This is a genomic window from Phenylobacterium sp., assembly GCF_036963605.1.
In the GTDB taxonomy this organism is placed as follows: domain Bacteria; phylum Pseudomonadota; class Alphaproteobacteria; order Caulobacterales; family Caulobacteraceae; genus Phenylobacterium.
Genome location: NZ_JBALUY010000051.1, coordinates 1 through 25,037, shown reverse-complemented (window position 1 = coordinate 25,037; position 25,037 = coordinate 1). Strand labels below are relative to the sequence as shown.

The window sequence follows — 25,037 nt, the reverse complement described above, 5'->3', positions numbered from 1 at the left end:
GGCCAGGGGCGAGAGCGCGGCGGGCTGCAAGCCCTCGGCCGTGAAGGTCAGGGTTCCGGTGTCGATGCTCACGCCGCCGGCCCCGCTGGCGCCGTCGTGCCGCAGGCTAATCTCGGCCACCTGATAGCCGCCGGACGCGAGTTCGAGGGCGCCGGTCCAGGCGTCGGCCTGCAAAGCGGCGACGCCGGTCAGGTCGAGCGGGTGGAAACGAGGCTCGGGGCTGGTGTCGGAAATCTTGGCGCGCGCCACCTGCGCCTCGACGAACAGGCCGCCCCGGTTGGTCCCCAGCCGAAGATCGGCCGCAGCGTCGCTGGCCCGAGCCAGGAGGAAGGGGATTTCTGCGCTGGCAGCCTTGGCCGCAGCGTCCAGCGCCCACTGCCCGCCCTGAACGACGACCAGGGGCTGGTCGGTGGGACAGAGCTCGGCTTCGATGTCGATGACGCTGGTTTCGCCGGTCTCGAGCCTGGCCATTTCGAATGGCGCACAGGCGCTGGCGACAAAGGTCATCCGACCATCGGCGAGGTTCAGACGGCCCCGGGCCTCGCCCTTCATGCCGCGTAGGGGGCCGAAGTCCGTCTCGAAGGCTAGCCGGGTCGTGGCGTTGAGCTTGCCGGCCTCCAGGCTGTAGCCGGCGACTTGAGCCTGGAGATTGGGCAGGCCGCCCCCGGAGGTCGAGATGTTCATGGCGCCTTGGCGGCCGTAAAGCGGAGCCTCCGCGCGGGGGCTCACCCGAACGAGTCCCCCCGATCCCGTCCGGACCGTGGCGGCCTGGGTGAGGCCAACCTGCAGGCCGCCGGCGCCAAGGGCGAGCCTGACGCCCGGGGCCGCAAGGCTGAAGTCGGCGGCGGCGCGCTTGATCGCGGCCAGCTCGGCGAAATCGTCAGAGGTCACAGCGCCCAGGCCGGCCCAGCCGCCGGCTGCCGCCACAGGGCCCGCCAGGTCCAGGGTGAAGACTTGGCCGTCATAGGCTGCGGCGCCGTCGAGGTTGGCGCTTGCGCGGTCGAGGGCGAGGTCGCCGGAGGTCACCTTCTCGGCTTTCAGACTGGCCCGCACGGCGCCGGTCAGGGCGCCGCCCTCCCCCCGACGCCAGGTCAGATCGTCCGACGCAGCAGACGCTTCGATCGCGCCGAGGCTGGCGCCGGCCGTCGACAGGTCCTCGCCGCTGGCGGTGATGGAGCCCTGGCCCCGCAGGCCCAACTGGTCCAGGGCGCCCTGCGCCACGCCGCGGAAGCTTCCATTGAGGTGAACGCGCGCGCCCTTGATCTCGCCATGCGACACCTCGGCGGCGTTGAGATCGGCGACAAGCACGACAGGCCCGTCAATGGCGCGGGCCTCAAGATCGGGATAGGCCGCAGCGGCCGCCAGGTTCAGGGCGCCGGCGCCGAAGGTGGTCTCGCCCAGGCGGCCGGACTCAAGCGCGCCGACAAAGCTCAGGCTGATCCGCCCTTCCCGCGTCACCAGGCCGACGCGGGCGTCGGCGATATCCAGCATCAGGACTTCGGTTTCAAACCGTGTCGGCTCCATGCGCCCGGCAAGACTGACGAGAATCCCTTGCGCCATGTGGGCGTCAGCATGGATGACCGCCTGGCCGGAGGCATGAGAGACCCGCAGCACCCCGTCCTCGACCATGATCTCGGGAGCCGGGGTGTCGGCCTGCGCCGGGCGGGCGCGGAAGTCGGCGATCAGGGGATCGAGTTGGCCAAGGCTTAATCCACTGTCGGTCAGCTGCACCCGAATGTCCGGCCGGACCAGTCGAATGCGGGCGACCTCCACCCCAAGGGCCTCGCCGCGCCAGGGTCCGGTGAGGCGGTAGCTCACCTCGGCGCGGGCGGCGGTGATGACGGGGGAATCGGCCGGCCCGATGCGGAGTTCGCCGACCAGGCCCCGGGGACCGAGGGATTCGAAGCTCGCCTCTGCCTCGACGCCGCGGGACTGCAACCAGCCGACCAGGGCCTCCCGCGCCAGATGCCGGCGGGCGCCATAGGCGGTGGCCAGAGCCACAAGCAACACCGCCACCACGGCGAGCGCCAGCCAGCGCGCCTTGCGGCGGCGGGCGGGTGCGGCCTTGGGACCGGCTTCGGGCTGGGCGTCAGATGTGCGTGTCACGGAGGGTCCGGCGATAATGCGCAGGCTTGGCCATTAGCTCCACCCTTCCCGCGAAATTGGGTCGGATGGTGGGGGCCGCAGGACCCTCAGGGGACGTCGTCAGGCGCCTGCGACAGGGGCGGCGCCACCTCCTCCAGAGGCCGGCGTTCCGCCGCCACGCCCAGCTTCAACTCCACGAGCGCCGCCAGCACCATGAGCCCGCCGCCTAGCAGATAGCCCCAGAGGATCTGGCTGCGCTCGCCCGTGTCGATCAGGGCGCCGAACAGCACTGGTCCGCCGACTCCGCCGATGAGGGTGCCGAAGGCGTAGAACATGGAGATGGTCACCGCCCGGATCTCCAGGGGGAAGCTCTCGCCGATGGTGAGATAGGCCGCGCTCGCCCCGGCCGAAGCGAAGAAGAAGATCACCGTCCAGGCCGCGGTCTGCGCGGGCGCCGACAGGATCCCGGCGCTGAACATCCAGCCGGTGACGCACATCAGCACCCCGGCCACGCCGTAGGTCAGGCTGATCATCGGCTTGCGGCCCCAGGAGTCGAAATATCGGCCGAGCAGCAGCGGGCCCATGAAGTTGCCGACCGCGAAGGGCAGCATGAACCAGCCGATGCTGGCCGGCGCGATCCCATAGAACCGTGTAAGAATAAGAGCGTAGGTGAAGAAGATCGCGTTGTAGCAGAAGGCCTGGGTCGCCATCAGCACCACGCCGAGGACAGTTCGGTGTGGATAGCGGCGGACCAGGGTGCTGGCGATCTCCAACCAGCTTGTCGTGGTGCGCCGGATCAGGCGCAGGCTCTGCAGACTCTCGTGCGGCGGCAGCTTCTGGCCGGTCGAGCGTTCCACCCGGGCTTCGATCTCGGCGATGATCGCCTCGGCCTCGGCCTCTCGGCCGTGAGTCATCAACCACCTTGGGCTTTCGGGCATGAAGCGCCGGATCCAGATGATGATCAGGGCCAACAGGCCGCCGATGACGAAGGCCAGCCGCCAGCCCAGCTCCTGGTCGATGAAGGTGGCGTTGAGCAGGAAGATTGAAGCCAGCGCGCCAACGGCGGCCCCGACCCAGAAGCTGCCGTTGATGACCAGGTCGGTGAAGCCCCGCCGGCGGGCTGGAATCAGTTCCTGGATGGCGGAGTTGACCGCCCCATACTCGCCGCCGATCCCGGCGCCGGTCAGGAAGCGGAAGACCATGAAGGACCAGAAGTCCCACGAGAAGCCCGTCGCGATGGTGGCGACCATGTAGACGAAGACCGTGGCGGTGAAGAGCTTCTTGCGTCCGAACCGGTCGGTCAGCCGGCCGAAGGTCAGGGCGCCCACGACCGCGCCGAGGATATAGGCGCTGCCGGTCAGGCCGACCTGGGTGGCGGTGAGGTTCAGACCGTCCGAGCCGGCGATGGCCGGCGACAGCGAGCCGACCAGGGTCACCTCCAGGCCGTCGAGAATCCAGGTGACCCCGAGCGCCACCACCACCAGCCAGTGGAACCGACTCCAGGGCAGCCGGTCCAGCCGGGCGGGAACGTTGGTGACGAAGACGTCAGGCTGGGCCATGAACTCCCCTCTCCTCTCGCAAGCCGTCGTCCTAACGCGCAAAGCGGCAGGCTGGACGCAAGGCCGCAGCAGGAAATCAGACGCGGATGCTTTCGTCCTGCGAGCCGCAGCGCTATGGGGGCGGCATGTCACCCCCCGAAATCCTCGTCGACGCCCGAGGCCACCGCTGTCCGGTGCCCACCTTGCGTCTCAGGCGCGCCCTCGAGGCGGCGCCGCCGGGGGCGCGGGTGCGGCTGCTGGCCGACGACCCCTTGGCCCGTATCGATGTGCCCCACTTCGCCGCAGCGGTCGGCGCCGTGGTGATCGCCCAGGAGACGCGCGACGGCGCGCTCAGCTTCCTGGTCGAGAAGTCAGTCTCGGACTTTGTGGGCGAAGGTCCCGCAAAAGGCTGAGGCGGCGGTGCTCGTCCAGCCGGATCTCGATTTCCGTAGCCAGGGCGCCGCCAAAGAAGACGGCGTTCACGCTCCAGGACAGCCAGATCAGGAAGACCACCACGGCGGTGATGGAGCCATAGGTCGCGCCAAGGTGGGCGATCTGCTCCACATAGAAGGCGCTGGCCCAGGAAGCGAACAGGCAGAGCATGGCCGCCGAAAACCCGCCGCAGATCGAGGCGCGCCAGTCCACTGTGCGGCGCGACATGGCGTAGCGATAGATGAGGCTCATTCCCAGGGTCAGGCCGGCGCTGGCCCAGGTCCATTCGCTGTAGAGCCAGGAGACGCCGGCCAGGGGGCGCATGTCCAGGGTGGCGGCCGCCACCCGCAGACCCAGGAACAGCGACGAGACGAGGCCCATCATGGCCGCCGCCGCCAGCAGCACCATCAGGGCCAGCAGGTTGAACCCGACGAACCCCCGCGGGTCCGGCTCGTCATGGATGAAGGACAGGCCCGCCAGCAGGGCCTTGAAGCCGCGATGGGCGGCATAGGCGCCGATGACCAGGGCGACGCCGCTCTGGGCCGAGATGGCGTCCCGCGGCGCATGGGCCAGGCGCTCCAGCTCGGCCTGGAACAGGTCCCGCGCGCCGGTGGGCATCAGCCGCGCCAGGGCTTCGGCCTGAAACTCGGCCTGGGCCGGATCGGCCAGCAGGCTGTAGGCGCCGATCAGCAGGGCCACGGCGGGGAAGATGGCGAGCATGATGAAGAACGACGTGCCGCCCACATAGAGCATCACGTCACGACCCCACAGTCGGGTCAGGGAGCGCCCGAGCGTGGACAGCCCCAGGCGCCCCGCATGGATCGGGTCCCAGCCACGCAAGCTCAAGCGGTCCAGCTCCTGGTGGATCGACATGGGCGCAGGTTGATCAAGGAATGGCAGACGGCGCAAGCATCCCGTCAAAGGTGAGGACGCGCCCCCGGTCAAGCCGGGGGCGCGCCATCGATGGGCGTGTCAGCCATCGGGTCGGCGCCGCTTCGAGGGACGGGAGAGCGCGGCGTTCAACCTGGGGACACTATTGAGCCCGGCGGCTGAACCGCATCTGAACGGAGTTAAGCCTTCCCGTTCATGGACTTACGCCGGCTCAGCCATGGCGCCGGCCCCGCGGAGCGCTGCGATGTCAGAAGGCGAGAATCCCCAGTCCGCCAGGGCCGATTCATCGTGGGCGCCAATGGCGGGCGGCGGCCCCTGGATGGCGCCAGGGGTGGCGGAGAATCGCGGCGCAGGCGCCGGCTGCACGACTCCGGACATTTCGACGAAGGTCTGCCGGGCCTGGTTGTGGGGGTGACTCGGCGCCTCGTCCATGTCGAGCACCGGGGCGAAACACACATCGGTGCCGCCCATGATCGCGGTCCATTCGTCCCGGGTCTTGCCCGCGATGACCTCGGCGAGCTTGCTCCGCAGGCCTGCCCATTCCCCGCGATCCATCTGTTTCTGGAAGGCCGGGTCGGTGATTCCGGTCTTCTCCAGCAAGAGCGCGTAGAACTGCGGCTCGATGGAGCCGATCGAGACCCACTTGCCGTCCTTGCATTCATAGGTGTCGTAGAAGTGGGCCCCGCCATCCAGCAGGTTGTTGCGCCGCCCGGCCGACCACATGCCCGACGCCTTGAAGCCATAGAACATGGCCATCAGCGAGGCCGCCCCATCGCTCATGGCGCAGTCGATGACCTGTCCTTGGCCGCTTTCCCGGGCATGGATCACCCCAGCCAGCAGGCCGAAGGCCAGATAGAGCGCGCCGCCGCCGAAATCCCCCACCAGGTTCAGGGGCGGCACCGGCTTGTCCCGAGTGCCGATGGCGTCCAGGGCGCCGGTGATGGCGATGTAGTTCATGTCGTGGCCCGCCGCGTGGGCGTAGGGGCCTGTCTGGCCCCAGCCGGTCATCCGGCCATAGACCAGCTTCGGATTGCGTTTCAGGGCGACCTCAGGGCCGAGGCCCAGACGCTCCATCACGCCGGGCCGGAAGCCCTCGAACACCGCATCGGCGCCCTCCATCAGCTTCAAGCAGGCCTCGATGGCGTCGGGCGACTTCAGGTTCATCCCCACCGAGCGGCGGCCGCGGGCGGTGACGTCGGCCGGCGAGGCGCGGCCCTTGCCCATGCGGTCGATCCGCACGACGTCCGCCCCCAGGTCCGACAGCAGCATGCCGGCGAAGGGACCCGGTCCGATCCCGGCGAACTCGATGACCTTCAGCCCCGATAGCGGTCCCTGGCCCATGTGCGATCTCCCGTCACTGATTTTGCCGACAGCCTAGAGCCCGTGACGCCCCGTCAGCCAAGCCGCTCAAGGTAGGGACTGGCCATCATCAATGGTGATGAGCGTACCCGTGATCGCCCGCGCGGCAGGTCCAGACAACATCAGCAGAGCGGCGTTCAGGTCGTCGGCGTTCATCAGCCGCCGCCGCGGGAAGCCCTTGATCTGGCGCTGACCGGCCTCGGTGGCGAACCAGGCGCCATTGATGTCGGTCTCCACATAGCCGGGGCAGAGCGCGTTGACCGCGATCCCATGCCGCGCCCATTCGCGACCAAGAGACTTGGTCAGCATGGCCACGGCGGCCTTGGACGCGCAGTAGGCCGGCAGGCCCGGCAGAACCGTATGGCTGGCGATGGAGGCGATGTTGATGATGCGTCCGTCTCCCTGCTCAGCTATGCCGCTGTCGATCATCCGCCGAGCCGCCGCCTGGGCGCAGAAGAACACGCCGCGCACATTGACGTCGAAGGCCTGGTCCCAGGCCTCAGGGGTGAGGTCGAGCGCGCGGCCCTCCCCGCCGACGCCAGCGTTATTGATAAGGATGGACACCGGCCCGATCTCGGCGGCCACGGCGTCGAACAGGGGGCCGATCTCGGCCACATTGGTGACATCCAGGGAGCGGGCCTGGGCGCGCCCGCCAGCTTCGCAGATGGCTCGAGCCTCCGCCTCCACCTTGTCGAGCCGCCGGGCGGTCAGCACCACTTCGGCGCCTTGGTGGGCCAGGACGCGGGCGAAATGGGCGCCCAGCCCCCCGGACGCGCCGGTGACCAGCGCCACCTTGCCCTGCAACGTCTGATCCGCGACCATTGGCCCCTCCTCCGATTGCGAGGCCCGCGGCCTCGTCCCTCGCCCGTGCCTCTGCGTCGGGATATCGTCTCGAACTCCGATTCTGCCGCCCAGGCGGACAGAAGCCGGGAAGTTGTTTGCGTCAAAGGTGCAGAGAATGTCCGCAGGCGTCCAGGCGCGTGTCCTGATCATCGCGCGAGACGATGGACTGGCCGGTCCGTTGGCTGAGGGGCTCGACCGCCTCGGCTGGCGCACGATCACGGCCCGGGGACCCTATGCCGGGATCGCAGCCCTGGCCGACCTTCAGATCGAGGCGGCCATTGTCGATCTGCACAGCGGCGGGCCTGAGGCGCGCACCCTGGCCCGGCGGCTGAAGGCCGCCTGCGCCCCGCGCCGCCTGCCCGTGGTGGCCATCGGCGCGCCCGATGATGAGGATCTGGATTTCGACCTGATCCTGGCCCCGCCGCTGCATCCGGCCCAGGCGGTTCTGCGTCTGGAGAATCTGGTGCGGATGGCCGTGGCCGAGGAGGAGTACGAGCTCCGCCAGGAAACCTTCGCCGAGAAGAACCGCGCCCTCGAGCCCGCCGACATCGATCCTGCGCCGTTCCGCGTGCTGGCGATCGGGGAGCCCGCGCCGCAGTTCCTGGCCCTGTCCAATGCGCTCACCCGCAGCGGGGCCGAGGTGGTGGGCGCCTTCACCGCCTATACGGCCTTCGACTATCTGCACGAGCGCCCGTTCGACACTGTGGTGCTGTGGGCCGGCGACAATCCCAACGAGGCCCTGTCCATCGCCGCAGGCATGCGCCGGAACACGCGCCTCTATCACGTGCCCGCCCTGCTCTACATGCGCGAGGAATCCTATCTGACCATGTCGGAGGCCTTCCATCGGGGCGTCTCCGACGTGGCCTCGCCCGGCACCGCCGAGAGCGAGACCGCCGGCCGGGTGATGGAGCTGGCGCGCAGCTATCGCCGCCAGACCGCCACGCGCAAGGCCCTGGAGCACGCCCGCAGCTCCGGGCTGATGGACCCGGCCACAGGCCTGTTCACTCGGGAGCTCTTCGCCACCCATCTGGGTCGCCTGGCTCAGGCCTCACGCATTCGCAACCGGCCGCTGTCGGTCTGCGTCCTGAAGGTGTCCGAGCGCGCCGAGGTGGCCGAGGCCCGCGCCCAGGGCTGGCTCGACCGCGCCGTGCCGCAGATCGGCGCCATGATCGGCCGGCTGGTGCGGGTGGAAGACACCGCAGCCCGGCTGAGCCACGAGGTGTTCGCCCTGGCTCTGCCCGCCACGCCGGCTGCGGCGGCTCGGGCGGCCGGCGAGCGGATCGCTGCGGTGATCGGCTGTACGGCCTTTGAGGCCGGCGAGGGCAAGCCGCCCTTCGTCGTGGAGTTCGACATCGGCGTGGCCGAGGTCAGCCCGGCCCATGGCGCCGGCCGCGCCCTGGAAGAAGCCGCCCGCAAGGCGATGGCGACCTAGGCTGCGAGCGCCAGCCGCGAGAGTTCGGTGAGGATGCGCTCAGCGGCGTTCAGGCGCTGTTCGGGGCTTTCCCACTCGCCCTTGACCACGGCCTTGTTGTCCGGCCGCAGCCGCCAGCCCATCTGGTTGCGGTGGACGAACTCGATCAGGCCGCCCGGGTTCGGGAAGGCGTCGTTGCGGAATGTGACGACCGCGCCCTTGGGGCCCACATCGATCTTCGACACATTGGCCTGGCGGCACATGCCCTTGATGGCCACTACCTTGAGCAGCTGGTCGGTCTCCGGCGGCAGCGGGCCGAAGCGGTCGATCAGTTCGGCGGCCAGGGCTTCGCGGTCGGCCGCCTGCTCAGCGTCCGACAGGCGGCGGTAGAGCGACAGGCGCACGTTCAGGTCCGGCACATAGGCCTCGGGGATCAGCACGGCGGCGCCGGTGTTGATCTGCGGCGACCAGCCGCGATCGACCACGCCCTCGGCGCCGACCAGCTCCTTCAGCTCATTGACCGCGTCCTCCAGCATCTGCTGGTAGAGTTCGACGCCGATCTCGCGGATGTGGCCCGACTGCTCCTCGCCCAGCAGGTTGCCGCCGCCGCGGATGTCCAGGTCGTGGCTGGCCAGCTGGAAGCCGGCGCCCAGGCTGTCGAGGGACTGCAGCACCCGCAGGCGCTTCTCGGCCGACAGGGTGATCGGCTTATCCTCGGGCGTAGTCATATAGGCATAGGCCCGGGCCTTGGCCCGGCCGACCCGGCCCCGGATCTGGTAGAGCTGCGACAGGCCGAACATGTCAGCCCGGTGGATGATCAGGGTGTTGGCGGTGGGCACGTCCAGGCCCGACTCGACGATCGTGGTCGAGAGCAGCACATCGTACTGGCCGTCATAGAAGGCCGACATGACCTCCTCGAGTTGGGTTGGGGCCATCTGCCCGTGGCCGACCACGAAGCGGACCTCCGGCACCTGTTCCCGCAGGAATCGTTCCAGGTTCGGCAGGTCGGCGATCCGGGGCGTGACGAAATAGGCCTGGCCACCGCGGTACTTCTCCCGCAGCAGGGCTTCGCGCACCGTGACCGGATCCCACGGCGTCACATAGGTGCGCACCGCCAGGCGATCGACCGGCGGGGTGGCGATGATCGACATCTCGCGGATGCCCGACAACGACATCTGCAGGGTGCGCGGGATCGGCGTGGCGGTCAGGGTCAACATGTGCACGTCGGCCCGCAGCTCCTTGAGCTGCTCCTTGTGCTTGACCCCGAAGTGCTGCTCCTCGTCGACGATCACCAGTCCCAGGTCCTTGAACGCGACCTGCTTGGACAGCACCGCATGGGTGCCGACGACGATCTCGATCTCGCCGGTCTTGAGCCCCTGGCGAGTTTCGGCCGCCTCCTTAGGCGGGACCAGGCGCGAGAGGCGCCGCACCTTGACCGGCCAGCCCTGGAACCGGGCCTCGAAGGTCTTGAAATGCTGCCGCGCAAGCAGGGTCGTGGGGCAGACGACCGCCACCTGCTGGCCGCTCATGGCCGCCACGAAGGCGGCGCGCAGGGCGACCTCTGTCTTGCCGAAGCCGACGTCGCCGCAGATCAGCCGGTCCATCGGCCGACCAGACCCGAGGTCGGTCAGCACGTCGCCGATGGCGTTGAGCTGGTCCTCGGTCTCCTCATAGGGGAACCGGGCGCAGAATTCGTCGAAAACGCCCTGCGGCGGGTCGATGCCGGGGGTGGTCTTCATCGCGCGCTCGGCGGCGATGCGGATCAGGCCGCCGGCCATTTCGCGCAGCCGCTCCTTGGCGCGGGCCTTGCGGGCCTGCCAGGCAGCGCCGCCCAGGCGGTCGAGAACGACGCCGTCGGATTCAGCGCCATAGCGGCTGAGCAGGTCGATGTTCTCGACCGGCAGATAGAGCTTGGCCTCGCCGCCGTATTGCAGCTCCAGGCAGTCGTGCGGCGCGCCCTGGATGTCGAGGGTCTTGAGCCCCTCATAGCGGCCGATGCCGTGCTCGATATGGACGACCAGGTCGCCCGGCGTCAGGGCCGAGGCCTCGGCCAGGAAGTTGGCCGCCCGACGGCGCTTGCGTGGCCGCGCCAGGCGGTCGCCCAGGATGTCGGTCTCGGAGATGACCGCCAGCTTGTCGGTTTCGAAACCGGCCTCCAGCGGCAGCACCACGCGCTGCGGCGTCTTCGGGTCAGCCGCCTTGGCCGCCTGCCAGTAGGGCGCCAGAGAGATCTTCGACAGGCCGTGATCGGCCAGCATGCCGCCGAGCCGCTCTGAGGCGCCTTCGCTCCAGGAGGCGAACAGCACCCGCTTGCCCGCCGCGCTCAAGGCCTTGGCGTGGTCCACCGTGGCCTCGAACAGATTGACGCTGTCACGTTGCCGTTCCGGCGCGAAACTGCGGCCCGCCCGGGCGCCGAGGTCGATGACCTGCTCGCCCTCGACGGCGTTGAAGGCGGAGAACCGGCGGTTAGGACGCACGGCCAGGGCCTGCTCCCATTCGCCGGCGTCCAGATAGAGCCGCTCGGGCGGCAGGGGGCGGTAATTGGACTTGCGGCCCGCCTCGGCCCGGGCCGAATAGGCGTCCTGGACCATGGCCAGGCGCTCGTCCCGCGCCTCGGCCGCCAGGTGGTCGACGCCGATCAGGGTTCCTGCCGGCAGATAGTCGAACACGGTCTCGAGGGCGGGATAGTAGAGCGGCAGCCAGTGCTCCATCCCGGCCCGCCGGCCGCCCTCGCTGACGGTCGCGTAAAGCGGATCATCGCCGGCGGCGCCGAAGGCTTCGATATAGCCGCGGCGGAACCGCGACACGGCCTCGGCGTCCAGCAGGGCCTCACTCACCGCCAGAAGACGAACCTCGGTGAGTTGACGGGTGGAGCGCTGGGTTTCCGGATCGAAAGCCCGGATGGACTCCAGGATGTCGCCGAACAGGTCCAGGCGCACCGGCTCCTCGGCCGAGGGCGGAAAGACGTCGATGACACCGCCGCGGATCGCGAACTCGCCGCGCTCCGACACGGTCGAGGCGCGCTGATAGCCATTGACGGCGAAGTAGCGCTCCAGATCGGCGATCAGCACCTGCCGGCCCACATGGGCGCTGAACGAGGCCGCCTCCACGGCCGACCGGGGCGGAACCCGCTGGATCATCGCCGGAACGGCCGCCACCAGCAGGGCCGGCTTCTTGGCCTCGAAGCCTCCCGCGGCGAGGCGCGCCAGGGTGGTCATCCGCTGGGCGGCGACGCCTGGGGACGGCCCGATTCGGTCATAGGGCAGGCAGTCCCAGGACGGCAGGCGCATGACCTCCACGTCCGGAGCGAAGAAGGCGAAGGCCTCGGCGAACGCGCTCATCCGCGCGGTGTCCCGGGCGATGAAGACGCTCAGGCCCCCCCGCGCGCGCAGGATGTCGGACATCACCAGGGCGTCGAAGCCCTCCGGCGCGCCGACCAGGTCGATGCGTTCGGGATCGGTATTGATGCGCTTGAGCTGGGTGGCGCTCGGGCCCGCGCCGTCAGCCGCCATGGGGGGCGCCAAGCGACTTGTGAGCCACGTCCCGGAACGCCTTGATCATGTTCATGATCTCGCCGTCGAACTCGGGCGGCGTGGGAACGCGCTCGACGATCCAGGCATAGATGTCCTGGTCCGGTTGGTCGAGCAGGTGCTCCAAGGCGTCGAGCTGGGCTTCACTGAGGTCGCGGGCATGATTGTCCACGAACGGCCCCAGGATGAGGTCGGCTTCGACAAAGCCCCGATGCCAGGCTCGGAACTTCAGGCGCTTCAATCGGATGGCGTGTGCGTCAGACATTGAGGCCGCGGATATAGAGCGCCGGCCTCTGCGGCGCCAGCACCCATTGGCGCTCAATCGCCGCCAAACCAGAAGAAGGACAGGGCTGTCAGGCGTTCAGGGCCGATCTGGGCTGCGACCCGCAGCACCGGCGCGGCGCCATCACCGCTCGGGCCGGCCGCCTGGGTCTGGCGTAGTTGGTCAAGATCGAGCTGACCGTCCAGTCGGACCTCGCCGATATCCGGCGCCGAGCCGACGAACCGCAGGTCGCCTTCCCCCACCCTGTAGGCGCTCGGCAGAACGCGAACCTGACGGGTGTGGGTTTCCTGGCCGAGTTCGTTGGTCACCAGGGGACTGGAGACGTCGGAGAACTGGAGCATGATCGGCGCATAGGTCTCCAGCCGCTCGCCCTGCTCCCAGGCGGCGAACTCCATCTCGCTGCCGATGTGGAGGTGATCGAGGCGCAGATCTCCAATCCGGACCTCCTGCGTCGGCATGTAGTAGCCGAACAGGTTCTCATCCTGCACGTGGGTGAAACCGGTCAGCTCGGCCGGAGAGGCCGGCGCCTCCACCGCAGCCTCCGGGACCGACTTCGCCGGGGTGGCCGGGGCTTGCGTCTCTTCAGCCCGATTGCATCCGCTCAGCAGGGCGATCAGGGCCACGCCCGCCATCACTCGTCTCATGACCGTCCCCAACCCTCGTGTTCGTCGCTGCGAGATCAGCACAGCCAAGGAGCAGCGTCCACCGCGCGCCGGGCGCACGGTCGCGCTATGTTCCCGTCCATGCGCCCGGAGATTCTCTACCCCCTGTTCGCCCCGATCGACACGCTGAAGGGCGTGGGACCACGGGTGGCCCCCCTGCTGGAGAAGCTGGCCGGGCCGATCGTCCGGGATGTTGCCTTCCTTTCACCTCACAGCCTCATTCATCGCCACCCGGCTTGCGTGGACGCCGCGCTCGAAGGCGCGGTCCAGACCTTCGCAGTGACCATCGAGGCCTACCAGCCACCGCGGAACCCGTCCCAGCCCTGGCGGGTGCGCGCCTTCGACGGCACGGGTTTCCTGACCCTGGTCTATTTCGGCGGCCTGGGCGGGCGCATCGAGGCCCAGCACCCCGTCGGCGCCCAGCGGCTGGTGAGCGGCAAGGTCGAGCGGTTCGGCTCGGAGATTCAGATCGCCCACCCCGACTATCTCGTCCCGGTGGAAAGGGCCGACCAGATCCCCGAGGTCGAGGCGGTCTATCCCGCCACCGCCGGCCTGCCCGCCCGCACGGTGCGGCGCTTGGCCCTGGACGCCCTGGCTCGATGTCCCGACCTCGCCGAATGGCAGGACCCGGCCTGGCTGGCCCGCCAGGGCTGGGCGAGCTGGCGTGAAAGCCTGGCCCGTCTGCACGCGCCGGAGAGCGAGGCCGACCTCACCGCCCAGGCGCCCCATCGCCAGCGCCTGGCCTTCGACGAACTGCTGGCCCACCAGCTTGCCATGGGCCAGCGGAAGGCCGAACGGCGCGCCGAACCCGCCCCGCCGATCGCCGCGGGCCGCTTGGCTGAGGCTCTGGCCAAGGCCCTGCCCTTCGCACTGACCGGCGCCCAGGCCCGCGCCCTGGCCGACATCCGCGCGGACCTGGCCTGCGGCGAACGCATGTCGCGCCTGCTGCAAGGCGATGTCGGATCGGGCAAGACGGTCGTCGCCATGCTGGCCATGGCCGACGTGGCCGAGGTCGGCGGCCAGAGCGCCCTGATGGCGCCCACCGAAATCCTCGCCCGCCAGCACTTCGAGACCCTGGCGGCGCCGCTGGAGGCCCAGGGCCTGGCCGCCGTGCTGCTGACGGGCCGCGACAAGGGCGGCGCCCGGGCCGAGAAGCTGCGGGCCCTGGCCAGCGGCGCTGTGCAGGTCGCCGTCGGCACCCACGCGCTCTTTCAGAACGATGTCGTCTTCCATGACCTGCGGCTGACGGTCATCGACGAACAGCACCGGTTCGGCGTGGCCGAGCGCCAGCGCCTGCAGGCCAAGGGACAAGCCACCCACCTGCTGGCCATGTCGGCCACCCCGATCCCGCGCACCCTGGAACTGACCGTCTTCGGCGATCTGGACGTCTCTCGGATCGACGAAAAACCGCCGGGCCGCACCCCGGTGGCCACCCGGGCCATCCCCATGGGCCGCATGGCCGAGGTGGAGGCGCGGCTGAAGGCCGTGGTCGCCGGCGGGGCCCAGGCCTTCTGGATCTGCCCCCTCGTCTCGGAATCCGAAAAGACCGATCTGGCCGCCGCCGAGCGACGGGCGGGCGAACTTCGCCAACGGATCGGACCCAGCGTCGGCCTCGTCCACGGCAAGATGCCGGGGCCGGAAAAGGACGCCGTCATGGCCCGCTTCGCCCAGGGCGAGCTGTCGGTGCTGGTGGCCACCACGGTCGTCGAGGTGGGCGTGAACGTGCCCAACGCCACCATCATGGTCATCGAACAGGCCGAACGCTTCGGCCTGGCCCAGCTCCATCAGCTCCGCGGCCGGGTCGGTCGGGGTAAGGCGGAGAGCGCCTGTGTGCTGCTCTATGATCCGCCCCTGTCAGAGGCTGGTCAGAAACGGCTCGATATCCTGCGTCGTACCGATGACGGCTTCCTGATCGCCGAGCGAGACCTGGAACTGCGCGGCGGCGGTGACCCCCTGGGCCTTCGGCAGAGCGGTTTCCCTGCCTATGTGTTCGCCGATCCCCTCGCCCATCGGGACCTGATCGCCGCAGCCGGGGACGATGCGCGGCTAATCCTGGCCCGCGATCCGGGCCTGACGTCCGAGCGGGGCCAGGCCCTGCGCACCCTCCAGGCCCTGTTCGACTGGCAGGCGCAATCGCCCCTGCAGGACGCAGGCTGAGCCGTCAGTCGATCCGGTGGACCGGGGAATCGGTCACCTCGGCGCCTTCGAGGATCGGCCGGGCGGCCTGGGCGAAGTCGGGATCGGCCATCAGGGTGTTCAGCCGCGTCTCGGCGTTGGCTTCAAGATCCCCATAGAAGAGATTGTATCCCGGCATCTTTCGCTGGTTCGCCCAGGATCCAGTCGGCCGGAAAGCCGCCGAGCGCGGGCGGGAGACGCGCAGGACGCTGTTCTCGCAGCGGGCGCTGATCTGGCGGGTCTGTAGAGCTGGCCTCGCGCCCCATTCCAGGCCTGTCGCGTTGGTGGCGCCGCGCGCCAGCCGGGCCGGGGCGGCCGCACCGCTCACCTGCCCGAGGATGGGATTGTAGCAGGCCGCGGGCCCCGACAGGTTGGCGAGCTCTCCTTCCGAGGTCCAGACCAGCGAGCGATCGCGCAGTTGCTGAGCCCGCTCACGGTCGCCGTCATAGGCCGACATCCACGCCGCCAGACAATGCGGCTCGGTAGGGCTCGTGCACAGCGGGATCGGCGGCGCATCGGCCGGAACGGCGGTCTGAATGAGATAGGCCGCCACCAGACGGCTGCGGATATCGGCGTCGCCCGCCACCTCCTCGGCCAGCAGGCGCGAGGCCAGGGTCCCGCCCTGCTCGACCCCGACGATCAGGAAGGGGCGGCCATGATTGTAGGCGGCCATGTAATGCTCGAAGGCCTGGCGCACGTCGCCATAGGCGAACCGCCGCGCTTCCCGCGCGTCATCGCGCAGGGTGAGCATGGAATAGAGGCTGGCCTGGCGGTAGCGGGGGGCAAAGACCCGGCCGACCCGCACGAACGGCCCCACATAGTTTGGGCCGATGGTCCGGCGGAAGAAGGCGTCTGAGCGCTCATCGTCGATGGGCGCGTTCCAGTGGGCGCCGCCGTCATAGATGGTCGGTCCCACGAAGAAGACATCGGCCGCCGGATCGTCGTCCGCCCAGGTCTGCGGTTCCGATGGCAGAAGGCTCCAGGACTCCCGGCGGGCATAGTCCGGCGCCGGCGGTGGATCATAGGTCTGGAACGGCACCTTGGGGTCGAGGCGGGTGCGCAGGATGTCGTCGCGCCAGACCACCCCCCCGGCGGCCAGGACGCCGACGACCATGACCGCGATAGCGGCGAATAGAATTCGAGTGCGGCGGGAGGTCTCGGCCATGTCCAGGCTTTATCTCACAGTCCCCACCGGCGGCGAAAGCGCCTCACCGATAGGGGTCAGCCTTGGCCAGATAGCCCTGGACGTAGTCGTCGATCCCCGCCTCCAGACTGGTGAAGGGCGCCTCATAGCCCGCCTGACGGAGACGGCCCATCTGCGCCTGGGTGAAGTACTGGTAGCGCTCGCGGATCGCCTCCGGCATCGGGATATATGCGATGTCGGGCGCCTGGCCGGCCGAGGCGAACACCGCCCGCGCCATCTCGGCGAACGACCGCGCCTCGCCTGATCCCAGATTGAAGACCCCGTTGACCTGCGGATTGGCAGCCAGCCAGACCACCACATCGGCGACGTCGCGGACATAGACGAAGTCCCGCAACTGCCCGCCGTGCGCCACGTCGGCCCGATGGGACTGGAAGAGCTGGACCGTCTCGCCGGCGCTGACCTTCGGCCAGATCTGGGCGGCCACCGACTTCATGCCGTGCTTGTGGTCCTCATTGGGGCCGTAGACGTTGAAGAACTTCAGGCCGACCCACTGGGGCGGCGCCACGCCGCGGGTTGCCTGCCGCACCGCGTGCAGATCGAACAGGGCCTTGGACCAGCCATAGGTGTTCAGGGGCCGTAGGGCCGCCAGGGCCTCGAAGCTGTTGTCATCGTCGAAACCCAGCGCGCCGTCGCCATAGGTCGCCGCCGATGAGGCATAGATCAGCCGCCTCTGACGGTTGGCGCACCATGCGAACAGGTCCCGCGAGAGGGTGAAGTTGGAATGGATGATCCTGTCGGCGTCCGGCTCGGTCGTCGAGGAGACCGCCCCCATGTGGACCACCAGCTCCACATCGCTCCAGTGGGCCTCCAGCCAGTCGAACATGGCTTCCGGCGCGACGAAGTCGGCGATGGGATGCTTGGCGATGTTGCGCCACTTGCCGAGCTCGGCCTCCCGCAGCCGGTCGCAGACCACCACCTCCAGGCTGCGATCCTCGCTCAATCGCGCCACGATGTTGGAGCCGATGAAGCCGGCCCCGCCGGTGACGAAGACGATGCGGCGGCTCATGGCTTGTCCTGCATGCGGGAAATCGCGGCCGTCGTGGAAAAGCCCTGGACGATCTGGGCGAGCTTCACCTCGCCGCCCCAGGCGCGGACCTGCGCGGCGCCGACCACCTGGTCCTCGGAATAGTCGGCGCCCTTGACCAGGACGTCGGGCTTGGCCGCCTCGATCAGCTTCATAGGCGTGTCCTCTTCAAAGGGCACCACCAGGTCCACCGAGCCGAGGCCGGCCAGGACGATGGCGCGGCTTTCCAGGTCGTTGACCGGCCGCCCCTCCCCCTTAAGGCGCTTGACCGAGGCATCATCGTTGACGCCGACGATCAGCCGGTCGCACCAGCTGCGGGCCTGGTCCAGATAGGCCACATGGCCCTTGTGGAGGATGTCGAAGCAGCCGTTGGTGAAGCCGACCCGAAGCCCCTTGGCCTTCCAGCGCGCGACCTCCTCGGCCATGCGCAGAGGCGTGGCGACCTTGGCCTCGGCCGGCGCCATGTGGGCGGCGAGCGTCGCCTCCATCAACTCAGCCGGGGTGACCACAGCTGTGCCGGCCTTACCCACGGCGACACCGGACGCCAGCATGGCGAAGGCGACGGCATCCTCCATGGAAGCCTTGGCCGCCAGGGCCAGGCCGAGCGCCGCCAGGGTCGTGTCGCCGGCGCCGGAAGCGTCGAACACCTCCTTGGGCGCGCCGGGGAAATGCCGCACAGGCTCGCCGCGGACGGCCAGGGAGATCCCTTTGGCGGAGCGGGTCACCAGAATGGCCTTGGCCTCGCAAAGGCTCAGCGCGTGGGCCAGGGCCGCGGTGATCTCTTCGTCAGTGTCGGTCGCCATGTCGGTGGCGTGAGCCAGCTCGGCGGCGTTGGGCTTGATGATGTCCACCGCGCCATACTGGGCGAAGGATCTTGCCTTGGAGTCGACGATCACCCGCGCGCCGGCGGCGCGGCAGGCGGCGATCACCGCCGGCGTCACCACGCCCTTGCCGTAGTCCGACAGCAGGATCAGCCCGACATCGGCGGCGACGTCGCGGATCGTGCGGACCAGGCGGTCCTCGACCTCGCCCCGGGCCGGGGCGGCGACCTCATTGTCCACCCGCAGCAACTGCTGGCCGCCGGAGACGAACCGGGTCTTGAGCGTGGTGGGGCGATCAGGATCGCTGACGATGAAGCCCTCGACGCCCGTCTCGTCGGCGACCAGCCGCAGGGCCTCGTGCCCCTCGCCGTCGCCGCCGACCAGGCCCACAAGGCAGACATGTCCGCCCAGGGCCGCGACATTGCGGGCGACATTGCCGGCCGCGCCCAGCATCACCAGCTCCCGGCGACGGGCCAGGACCGGGATCGGCGCCTCGGGCGACACCCGGCTTACATCCCCATAGACGAAGCGGTCGACCATCAGGTCGCCGACACAGGCCACGCGGACGCCGGGAATGGCCGAAAACAGGTGTTGGAGCGCTGCGAGGTCCACTGGCGTCAGGCCTGCTGAACCGCAGCGCGCAGGGCGGCCAAGGTGCGCAGCAGCGGCTCGGCCTGGCTGAGGGGAAGACAACTGGGGCCATCACAGAGCGCGCGATCGGGATCGTGGTGGAATTCCAGGAACACCCCATCGGCGCCGGCGGCGACGGCGGCCTTGGCGATGATCGGCACCCCTTCGCGGCGGCCGCCCGTTGAGGCCCCGTTGGACTTCGGATTGGCGCCCGGCAGCTGGACAGCGTGGGTCGCGTCGATGGTCACCGGCGCCCCCAGGGCCTGCATCTCGGCGATGCCCAGCATGTCCACCACGAGGTTGTTATAGCCGAAGCTGACCCCGCGCTCGCACAGGATGGTCATGTCGACGCCGACCGCCTCCTTGATCTTGTCGAGGATGTTGCGGCAGTCCCAGGGCGCCAGAAACTGGCCCTTCTTCACATGCAGCAGCCCGCCGGCCGCCTTGGTCGCCTCGGCCGTGGCCACGACCAGGTCGGTCTGGCGGCAGAGGAAGGCCGGGATCTGGACAAGGTCCGCCACGGCCGCCACCGGCTGGGCCTGGCTGATCTCATGCAGATCGGTGCAGACCGGAACGTCGAACTCGTCCTTGATCTGGCGGAGGATTTTCAGGCCCTCCTCAAGACCAGGCCCACGATAGCTGCGGATCGACGAACGGTTGGCCTTGTCGAAGCTCGCCTTGAATATGTAGGGCAGGCCAAGCTCGGCGCAGACGGCCTTCAGATGCCGCGCGGCGTCCCGGGCGAGCTCAAGATCCTCGAGCACATTGAGGCCGGCGATCACCACCAGGGGCTGATCGGCGCCGATGGCGAGGTTCCACGTCTTGAGCTCGAGCGCGGCCATGCGATCCTCCTGAGGTCTGCGGATCGGGCCTAAGTGGCGCCCGCCCGGCGGCTTCACAAGCCTGAATTCCGACGTCGCTCCGCCGCCCATGCGTCCGGAGCCCGGGCTCGGCCGTAAACTCGGCTCCGGCTTGGAGTCGCCCGTCGGTGTTTGCATGTTATGGTACGAAAGACACGAGGGGTAAGCGAAGATGACTATCGCCCACGACTCGTCATCCCTGGCTGATCTGGCCCAAACGCCGGGCGCCCTGCGCCGCGCGCCGGAGCTCTCAGGCTCGACCGCCGCCTTCCGAAGCGCTCTGGGCCTTCTCGCCCGCAACTGGACGGTGGGAAAGCTCACCTTTGTCCTGCCCAACGACAAGGAACTCACCATTGTCGGCGCCGAGCCCGGCCCCAGCGGGCGGCTGGTGGTGCGGGACTACGCCTTCATGAACCGGGTCCTGTCGGCGGGCGATATCGGCTTCGCCGAGGGCTTCATGGCCCAGGAGTGGGACACGCCGGACATGGCCGCCCTGCTCTGCGCCTTCAGTCTGAACTTCGACAAGATCGAGCGCCTGGCCCTGGGTGCGCCGCTGATGTGGGTGCTCAACCGCATCCTGCACATCTTTCGCGACAACAGCCGAGCCGGCGCCAGGAAGAACATTCACGCCCATTACGACCTGGGCAACGCCTTCTATTCCCGGTGGCTGGACGCCACCATGACCTATTCGTCGGCCCGTTTCGCCCACGAAGGCCAGGATCTCGCCCAGGCGCAGGAGAACAAGTACCGCCTGCTGACCCAGCAGATGGCCCTGGAGCCGCATCACCATGTGCTGGAGATCGGTTGCGGCTGGGGCGGTTTCGCCGAGTATGCGGCCAAGACCGTCGGCGCCAAGGTGACGGCTATCACCATCTCCAAGGAACAGTACGACTTCGCCGCCAAGCGCATCTTCGAGCAGGGCCTGTCCGATCTGGCCGAGATCCGCCTGGTGGATTATCGCGATGTGGACGGGACCTATGACCGGGTCGCCTCCATCGAAATGTTCGAGGCGGTCGGCGAAAAATACTGGTCAAGCTATTTCGGCAAGATCGCCGAGGTGCTGAAGCCGGGCGGCCGGGCCGGCCTGCAGATCATCACCATCCAGGACGAGTTCTTCGAGTCCTATCGCCGTCGCGCCGACTTCATCCAGCGTTACATCTTCCCTGGCGGCATGCTGATCAGCGAGGCGCGCCTGCGTCAGGTGACCAAGGCGGCAGGCCTGGACTGGCGCGACATCAGCCGTTTTGGCCAGGACTATGCTGACACGCTGGCGGAGTGGACCCGCCGGTTCGAGGCGGCCTGGCCGGACATCCGCCAGAATGGCTTTGATGAGCGGTTCCGGCGGCTCTGGCGCTTCTATCTGGCCTATTGCGAGGCCGGTTTCCGCACCGAGCGCACCGATGTGGTTCAGCTCAGCCTGTCGAAAAGCTGAAGGCCCGCGCCGCTTGCCCCTGTTCCTGCGCCTGCGCCGCGCTTAAGTAGCGGCCCATGACCGTCGCAAACAGCGTTCTCGACACCATCGGCAACACGCCGCTCATCCGTCTCAACCGGGCCAGCGAACTGACCGGCTGCGAGATCTTGGGCAAGGCGGAGTTCATGAACCCCGGCCAATCGGTCAAGGACCGCGCGGCGCTCTATATCGTGCGCGAGGCCGAGGCCAAGGGTCTGCTGCGGCCTGGCGGGCGCATTGTGGAGGGCACGGCGGGGAATACCGGCATTGGCCTGGCCATGGTCGCCAAGGCGCTCGGCTATCGCGCCACCATCGTCATCCCCCGGACCCAGAGCCAGGAAAAGAAGGACGCCATCCGCCTGTTCGGCGCTGAGCTCGTCGAGGTGGACGCGGTCCCCTACTCCAACCCCGACAACTATGTGCGCTATTCTGGCCGTCTGGCCGAGGAGTTGGCAGCCACCGAGCCTAACGGCGCCATCTGGGCCAACCAGTTCGACAATGTCGCCAATCGCCAGGCCCATGCCGAGACCACGGGGCCGGAGATCTGGGCGCAGACCGACGGCAAGGTGGACGGTTTCATCTGCGCGGTGGGCTCCGGCGGCACCCTGGCCGGGGTGGCCCAGGCCCTGCGGGCGCAGCGGCCCGACGTGAAGATCGGCCTCGCCGACCCCTATGGGGCGGCGCTCTATTCCTACTACACGACTGGCGAGCTCAAGTCCGAGGGCGGCTCGATCAGCGAAGGCATCGGCCAGGGCCGCATCACCGCCAATCTGGAGGGCCTGAAGGTCGATCACGCCTACCGCATCGCCGACGACGAAATGCTGGGGGTGATCTACGATCTCGTGGAGCACGAAGGCCTGGTGATGGGCGGCTCCACCGGCGTCAATGTGGCTGGCGCCATCCGGATGGCCAAGGACCTGGGGCCTGGCCACACCATCGTGACCATCCTGTGCGACCAGGGCGCGCGCTACCAGAGCAAGATCTTCAACAAGGCCTTCCTGACGGAAAAGGGCCTGCCGATCCCCGCCTGGCTCTAGTCATGGAAACCGGCCCCCTCGTCTCCGTCGACTGGCTAGCGCAGCGGCTGGGTGATCCCGACCTCCGGGTGGTCGACGCCACCTGGTATATGCCCGCCGAGCAGCGGCCCGGCCTTGAGGAATTCCGCCAGGGGCATATTCCCGGCGCGGTCTTCTTCGACATCGATCTGGTCTCCGATCGGGACACCGACCTGCCGCACATGCTGCCGCCCCAGGCCGCCTTCGCCGCGGCGGCGTCACAGCTGGGCCTGGGCCCGTCCCACCAGATCGTCGTCTATGACGGCCAAGGCATCTTCTCCAGCCCGCGGGTCTGGTGGACGCTGCGGGTCATGGGCTTCGACAAGGTCGCCGTGCTGGATGGCGGCCTGAAGGCCTGGCGGGCGGCGGGCCAGCCGGTCGAAACCGGCGATCCCGCGCCCACGCCGGTCGAGAGCGCGGCGCGACTGCGGCCCCATCTGGTGCGGACCCTGGACGATGTGCGCCAGGCCCTCGGCGATCCTGACGTCCAGCTGCTCGACGCCCGGCCGGCCGGCCGTTTCCTGGGCGAGGTTCCAGAGCCGCGACCAGGCCTGCGGGGCGGCCATATGCCCGGCGCCTGCAACCTGCCCTGGAACGCCGTGGTCGCCCCCGACGGTACCCTGCGCTCCCGCGATGAGCTGCAGGGGGCCTTCGCGGCGGCCGGCGTCAATCTGGATCGACCGATCATCACCACCTGCGGTTCAGGCGTCAGCGCCGCGGTCCTCGCACTCGCCCTGGCGCGGGTGGGGGTGGATCAGGTCCCGATCTATGACGGCTCCTGGAGCGAATGGGGCGGTCGTTCCGACACCCCGATTGTCGTCGGGCCATGAGCGACTTCCTGGTCCGCGCCGCCCGGCCTGACGATCTTCCTCTGCTGCCGGAGATCGAGGTGTCGGCCGCCAGCCTCTTCCGGGACCAGGGTGTGGAGGTTTTCGCCGGCGAGACCGAGGACGCGCCGATCGACTTCACCCCAGCCGAGGTCTGGGAGCCCATCAGGGCCGCCGGACTGCTGTGGGTTATGGCGCAGGACGATGGTCCCCCCGGCGCCTTCCTGGCGGCCCGGATCGAGGAGAACCGGCTTCACGTCCTGGAATTCGATGTCCACCGCCGCCTTCAAGGCCAGGGGGTGGGGCGTCGGCTGCTGGCCTTCGCCATCGATGAGGCGCGGCGGCGCGATCTTGCGGGCCTGAGCCTCACCACCTTCCGGGACGTCCCCTGGAATGCGCCCTTCTACGCCTCGGCCGGGTTCGAGATCGTCGAACGGAATGCGACGACGCCCCTGCTGAGGGCCTATCTGGATCGGGAAGCGGCCCGCGGCCTGGATCCGGCTCGCCGCTGCGCCATGATCCTGAAGTTCTAACGGACCGGCGGGGCGTACATCAGGCCCGGTTCCGGCGCGCTCCACAGGGCGTTGAGGCCCCGCTCCAGCTTCAGACCGGAATCGGCGCCGAGGTTGCGGCGGAAGATCTCGTTATAGGCGCCGACCTGGGCGATGGCCTGATAGGCCCAGTCCTCCTCCAGGCCGAGCAGGGCGCCCAGTTCGCCATCGACCCCCAGGAGCCGCCGCGTCTCGGGATCGGAAGCCGTCTCGCGCGAACCTTCCACCGTGGTGGAGTTCACGCCCAGTTCTTCTGCAATAATCAGGGCGTTGACGGTCCATCTGACGATATCGGTCCAGGCCGGATCGTCCTGCCGCACCACCGGACCAAGCGGCTCCTTGGAGATGACCGTCGGCAGGATCACATGGGCGTTGGGATTGTTCATGATCGACCGGGCCGAGGCCAGGGCCGAGATGTCGGCGGTGAAGACGTCGCATTCCTCGCCCTCATAGGCGGTGCGCGCATCGGCCTCGTTATCGACCACCACGGGGGTGAATTCGAGCCCACGGGCTCGGAAATAGTCGCCGAGATTGCCTTCGGTCACCGTGCCGGACTGGACGCAGATCCGTGCGCCATTGAGTTCGTCGGCGCTGGTCAGGTTGAGCGACCTCGGCGCCAGAAACCCCTGACCATCGAAATAGGTCACCCCTGCGAAATCGAGGCCCAGGCCAGCGTCCCGCGACAGGGTCCAGGAGGTGTTGCGCGACAGAATGTCGACGGCGCCTTCCTGCAGTTCGGCGAACCGGTTCTGGGCCGAGACCGACCGGTAGCGGACGGCGTTGGCGTCCCCCAGGACGGCTGCGGCCACTGCCCGGCAGATGTCGACATCAAAGCCCCGCCAGACCCCGCGCACGTCCTGCACCGCAAAACCCGCCAGTCCCGCATGGACGCCGCACCGCACGTGGCCTCGGCGGCGAACCGCCTCCAGGGTCGGGCTTGGCGTCGGCGCGAAGTCCCGGGCCACGGCCGTCGTCTTGGGCGCAGGCGCAGGTTCAGGTTCCGGGGACTCCGTCTCCTGGCCACATCCGGCCAGGACCAGCGACAGGACAGCGGACGCCGCGAGGCGTCGGATCATGGGGGGCTCCTTGATCGGACAGGACAGGAAAGGTCTAGTACAGGGAGTTTCGCCCCTGATGCCTTACGAACGTCAACCCGCATGACCGAAGAAACCCGCCTGATCCACTCGGGTCTGGCAGAAACGCCCCTTGCGCGCACCGTTGGCCCGCCGATCCAGCGCGGCTCCACCGTTCTGCTGCCCAATGCAGCGGCGCTCTATGACGATGGCGCGCATCTGACCTATGGCCGCCAGGGCCTGGCGGCCCAGAGCGCACTGATGGCCGCCCTGGCCGACCTGGAGCATGCCGAGGCCGTCACCCTCTATCCGTCGGGCCTGGCGGCCCTCACC

Annotated in this window: 21 protein-coding genes; 8 read left to right on the top strand and 13 right to left on the bottom strand. The window is 68.9% G+C overall.

Going from position 1 to position 25,037, the window contains the following annotated elements; all coding sequences use genetic code 11:
• The coding region (locus V7702_RS10970; RefSeq protein WP_335650147.1) for a hypothetical protein at positions 1 to 2,106 on the bottom strand (2,106 nt) is incomplete at its 3' end.
• 86 nt (positions 2,107 to 2,192) lie between these two features.
• Entirely contained in the window at positions 2,193 to 3,644 is a 1,452-nt protein-coding gene (locus V7702_RS10965) for an MFS transporter (protein ID WP_335650146.1), read from the bottom strand.
• A 125-nt stretch (positions 3,645 to 3,769) separates the two neighbouring features.
• On the opposite strand from V7702_RS10965, the gene V7702_RS10960 reads away from it, so the two are divergent.
• Positions 3,770 to 4,036, top strand: coding sequence for a sulfurtransferase TusA family protein (locus tag V7702_RS10960; protein ID WP_335650148.1), 267 nt, complete (start codon positions 3,770 to 3,772; stop codon positions 4,034 to 4,036).
• Here V7702_RS10960 and V7702_RS10955 read toward each other — a convergent pair.
• From V7702_RS10955 to V7702_RS10945, 3 genes are all read right to left on the bottom strand, one after another.
• On the bottom strand, positions 3,975 to 4,901 hold the full coding sequence (locus tag V7702_RS10955; protein ID WP_335650145.1) for a YihY/virulence factor BrkB family protein: 927 nt from the start codon (positions 4,899 to 4,901) through the stop codon (positions 3,975 to 3,977). The genes V7702_RS10960 and V7702_RS10955 overlap by 62 nt on opposite strands.
• A gap of 246 nt (positions 4,902 to 5,147) precedes the next feature.
• Positions 5,148 to 6,287, bottom strand: coding sequence for a CaiB/BaiF CoA transferase family protein (locus tag V7702_RS10950; RefSeq protein ID WP_335650144.1), 1,140 nt, complete (start codon positions 6,285 to 6,287; stop codon positions 5,148 to 5,150).
• 66 nt (positions 6,288 to 6,353) lie between these two features.
• Positions 6,354 to 7,127 carry an SDR family NAD(P)-dependent oxidoreductase gene (locus tag V7702_RS10945; protein WP_335650143.1) on the bottom strand — a complete coding sequence of 258 codons (774 nt, stop codon included), beginning with the start codon at positions 7,125 to 7,127 and terminating at the stop codon, positions 6,354 to 6,356.
• A 136-nt stretch (positions 7,128 to 7,263) separates the two neighbouring features.
• Here V7702_RS10945 and V7702_RS10940 point away from each other — a divergent pair, with 136 nt between their 5' ends.
• Positions 7,264 to 8,580, top strand: coding sequence for a diguanylate cyclase domain-containing protein (locus V7702_RS10940; protein ID WP_335650142.1), 1,317 nt, complete (start codon positions 7,264 to 7,266; stop codon positions 8,578 to 8,580).
• Here V7702_RS10940 and mfd read toward each other — a convergent pair.
• The 3 genes from mfd to V7702_RS10925 are packed head-to-tail and all read right to left on the bottom strand — an operon-like array spanning position 8,577 to position 13,016.
• Positions 8,577 to 12,071, bottom strand: coding sequence for a transcription-repair coupling factor (gene mfd, locus V7702_RS10935; protein ID WP_335650141.1), 3,495 nt, complete (start codon positions 12,069 to 12,071; stop codon positions 8,577 to 8,579). The genes V7702_RS10940 and mfd overlap by 4 nt on opposite strands.
• Positions 12,061 to 12,354, bottom strand: coding sequence for an FAD assembly factor SdhE (locus V7702_RS10930; protein ID WP_335650140.1), 294 nt, complete (start codon positions 12,352 to 12,354; stop codon positions 12,061 to 12,063). Before V7702_RS10930 ends, mfd begins: the two co-directional genes overlap by 11 nt.
• Positions 12,355 to 12,407: 53 nt before the next feature.
• Positions 12,408 to 13,016, bottom strand: a complete 609-nt coding sequence (locus V7702_RS10925) for a hypothetical protein (RefSeq protein ID WP_335650139.1) — start codon at positions 13,014 to 13,016, stop codon at positions 12,408 to 12,410.
• Positions 13,017 to 13,115: 99 nt separating this feature from the next.
• Between V7702_RS10925 and recG the strand changes: the two genes are divergently transcribed.
• Entirely contained in the window at positions 13,116 to 15,191 is a 2,076-nt protein-coding gene (recG, locus tag V7702_RS10920) for an ATP-dependent DNA helicase RecG (protein WP_335650138.1), read from the top strand.
• 4 nt (positions 15,192 to 15,195) lie between these two features.
• Here recG and V7702_RS10915 read toward each other — a convergent pair whose 3' ends face one another.
• The 4 genes from V7702_RS10915 to kdsA are packed head-to-tail and all read right to left on the bottom strand — an operon-like array spanning position 15,196 to position 19,730.
• Positions 15,196 to 16,374, bottom strand: coding sequence for a DUF3089 domain-containing protein (locus V7702_RS10915; protein WP_335650137.1), 1,179 nt, complete (start codon positions 16,372 to 16,374; stop codon positions 15,196 to 15,198).
• Between the two features lie 43 nt (positions 16,375 to 16,417).
• Complete coding sequence (rfaD, locus tag V7702_RS10910) at positions 16,418 to 17,419, bottom strand: ADP-glyceromanno-heptose 6-epimerase (RefSeq protein WP_335650136.1); 1,002 nt, start codon at positions 17,417 to 17,419, stop codon at positions 16,418 to 16,420.
• Complete coding sequence (gene rfaE2, locus V7702_RS10905; RefSeq protein ID WP_335650135.1) at positions 17,416 to 18,870, bottom strand: D-glycero-beta-D-manno-heptose 1-phosphate adenylyltransferase; 1,455 nt, start codon at positions 18,868 to 18,870, stop codon at positions 17,416 to 17,418. The genes rfaD and rfaE2 overlap by 4 nt, the downstream gene beginning before the upstream one ends.
• Positions 18,871 to 18,875: 5 nt before the next feature.
• On the bottom strand, positions 18,876 to 19,730 hold the full coding sequence (gene kdsA, locus V7702_RS10900; protein ID WP_335650134.1) for a 3-deoxy-8-phosphooctulonate synthase: 855 nt from the start codon (positions 19,728 to 19,730) through the stop codon (positions 18,876 to 18,878).
• Between the two features lie 190 nt (positions 19,731 to 19,920).
• On the opposite strand from kdsA, the gene V7702_RS10895 reads away from it, so the two are divergent.
• Genes V7702_RS10895 through V7702_RS10880 form a run of 4 tightly spaced genes read left to right on the top strand, consistent with a single transcriptional unit; the run spans position 19,921 to position 23,613 of the window.
• Complete coding sequence (locus V7702_RS10895) at positions 19,921 to 21,180, top strand: cyclopropane-fatty-acyl-phospholipid synthase family protein (protein WP_335650133.1); 1,260 nt, start codon at positions 19,921 to 19,923, stop codon at positions 21,178 to 21,180.
• A 56-nt stretch (positions 21,181 to 21,236) separates the two neighbouring features.
• On the top strand, positions 21,237 to 22,235 hold the full coding sequence (locus tag V7702_RS10890; RefSeq protein ID WP_335650132.1) for a cysteine synthase A: 999 nt from the start codon (positions 21,237 to 21,239) through the stop codon (positions 22,233 to 22,235).
• Positions 22,236 to 22,237: 2 nt separating this feature from the next.
• A complete protein-coding gene (sseA, locus tag V7702_RS10885; protein WP_335650131.1) occupies positions 22,238 to 23,083 on the top strand; it encodes a 3-mercaptopyruvate sulfurtransferase in 846 nt (281 codons plus the stop codon).
• Complete coding sequence (locus V7702_RS10880; protein ID WP_335650130.1) at positions 23,080 to 23,613, top strand: GNAT family N-acetyltransferase; 534 nt, start codon at positions 23,080 to 23,082, stop codon at positions 23,611 to 23,613. The genes sseA and V7702_RS10880 overlap by 4 nt, the downstream gene beginning before the upstream one ends.
• Here the strand turns inward: V7702_RS10880 and V7702_RS10875 are convergent.
• Complete coding sequence (locus V7702_RS10875; protein ID WP_335650129.1) at positions 23,610 to 24,707, bottom strand: amino acid ABC transporter substrate-binding protein; 1,098 nt, start codon at positions 24,705 to 24,707, stop codon at positions 23,610 to 23,612. The two genes, V7702_RS10880 and V7702_RS10875, sit on opposite strands and share 4 nt — an antisense overlap.
• Positions 24,708 to 24,788: 81 nt before the next feature.
• Between V7702_RS10875 and V7702_RS10870 the strand changes: the two genes are divergently transcribed.
• The coding region (locus tag V7702_RS10870; protein WP_335650128.1) for a PLP-dependent transferase at positions 24,789 to 25,037 on the top strand (249 nt) is incomplete at its 3' end.

Bases quoted from the DNA above. Each gene is read 5' to 3' on its own strand.
- V7702_RS10945 (WP_335650143.1), bottom strand. From the start codon at position 7,127: ATGGTCGCGGATCAGACGTTGCAGGGCAAGGTGGCGCTGGTCACCGGC.
- V7702_RS10950 (WP_335650144.1), bottom strand. From the start codon at position 6,287: ATGGGCCAGGGACCGCTATCGGGGCTGAAGGTCATCGAGTTCGCCGGG.
- V7702_RS10960 (WP_335650148.1), top strand. From the start codon at position 3,770: ATGTCACCCCCCGAAATCCTCGTCGACGCCCGAGGCCACCGCTGTCCG.
- V7702_RS10875 (WP_335650129.1), bottom strand. From the start codon at position 24,707: ATGATCCGACGCCTCGCGGCGTCCGCTGTCCTGTCGCTGGTCCTGGCC.
- V7702_RS10930 (WP_335650140.1), bottom strand. From the start codon at position 12,354: ATGTCTGACGCACACGCCATCCGATTGAAGCGCCTGAAGTTCCGAGCC.
- sseA (WP_335650131.1), top strand. From the start codon at position 22,238: ATGGAAACCGGCCCCCTCGTCTCCGTCGACTGGCTAGCGCAGCGGCTG.
- rfaD (WP_335650136.1), bottom strand. From the start codon at position 17,419: ATGAGCCGCCGCATCGTCTTCGTCACCGGCGGGGCCGGCTTCATCGGC.
- V7702_RS10915 (WP_335650137.1), bottom strand. From the start codon at position 16,374: ATGGCCGAGACCTCCCGCCGCACTCGAATTCTATTCGCCGCTATCGCG.
- kdsA (WP_335650134.1), bottom strand. From the start codon at position 19,730: ATGGCCGCGCTCGAGCTCAAGACGTGGAACCTCGCCATCGGCGCCGAT.
- recG (WP_335650138.1), top strand. From the start codon at position 13,116: ATGCGCCCGGAGATTCTCTACCCCCTGTTCGCCCCGATCGACACGCTG.
- V7702_RS10940 (WP_335650142.1), top strand. From the start codon at position 7,264: ATGTCCGCAGGCGTCCAGGCGCGTGTCCTGATCATCGCGCGAGACGAT.
- mfd (WP_335650141.1), bottom strand. From the start codon at position 12,071: ATGGCGGCTGACGGCGCGGGCCCGAGCGCCACCCAGCTCAAGCGCATC.
- V7702_RS10925 (WP_335650139.1), bottom strand. From the start codon at position 13,016: ATGAGACGAGTGATGGCGGGCGTGGCCCTGATCGCCCTGCTGAGCGGA.
- V7702_RS10890 (WP_335650132.1), top strand. From the start codon at position 21,237: ATGACCGTCGCAAACAGCGTTCTCGACACCATCGGCAACACGCCGCTC.
- V7702_RS10965 (WP_335650146.1), bottom strand. From the start codon at position 3,644: ATGGCCCAGCCTGACGTCTTCGTCACCAACGTTCCCGCCCGGCTGGAC.
- V7702_RS10895 (WP_335650133.1), top strand. From the start codon at position 19,921: ATGACTATCGCCCACGACTCGTCATCCCTGGCTGATCTGGCCCAAACG.
- V7702_RS10880 (WP_335650130.1), top strand. From the start codon at position 23,080: ATGAGCGACTTCCTGGTCCGCGCCGCCCGGCCTGACGATCTTCCTCTG.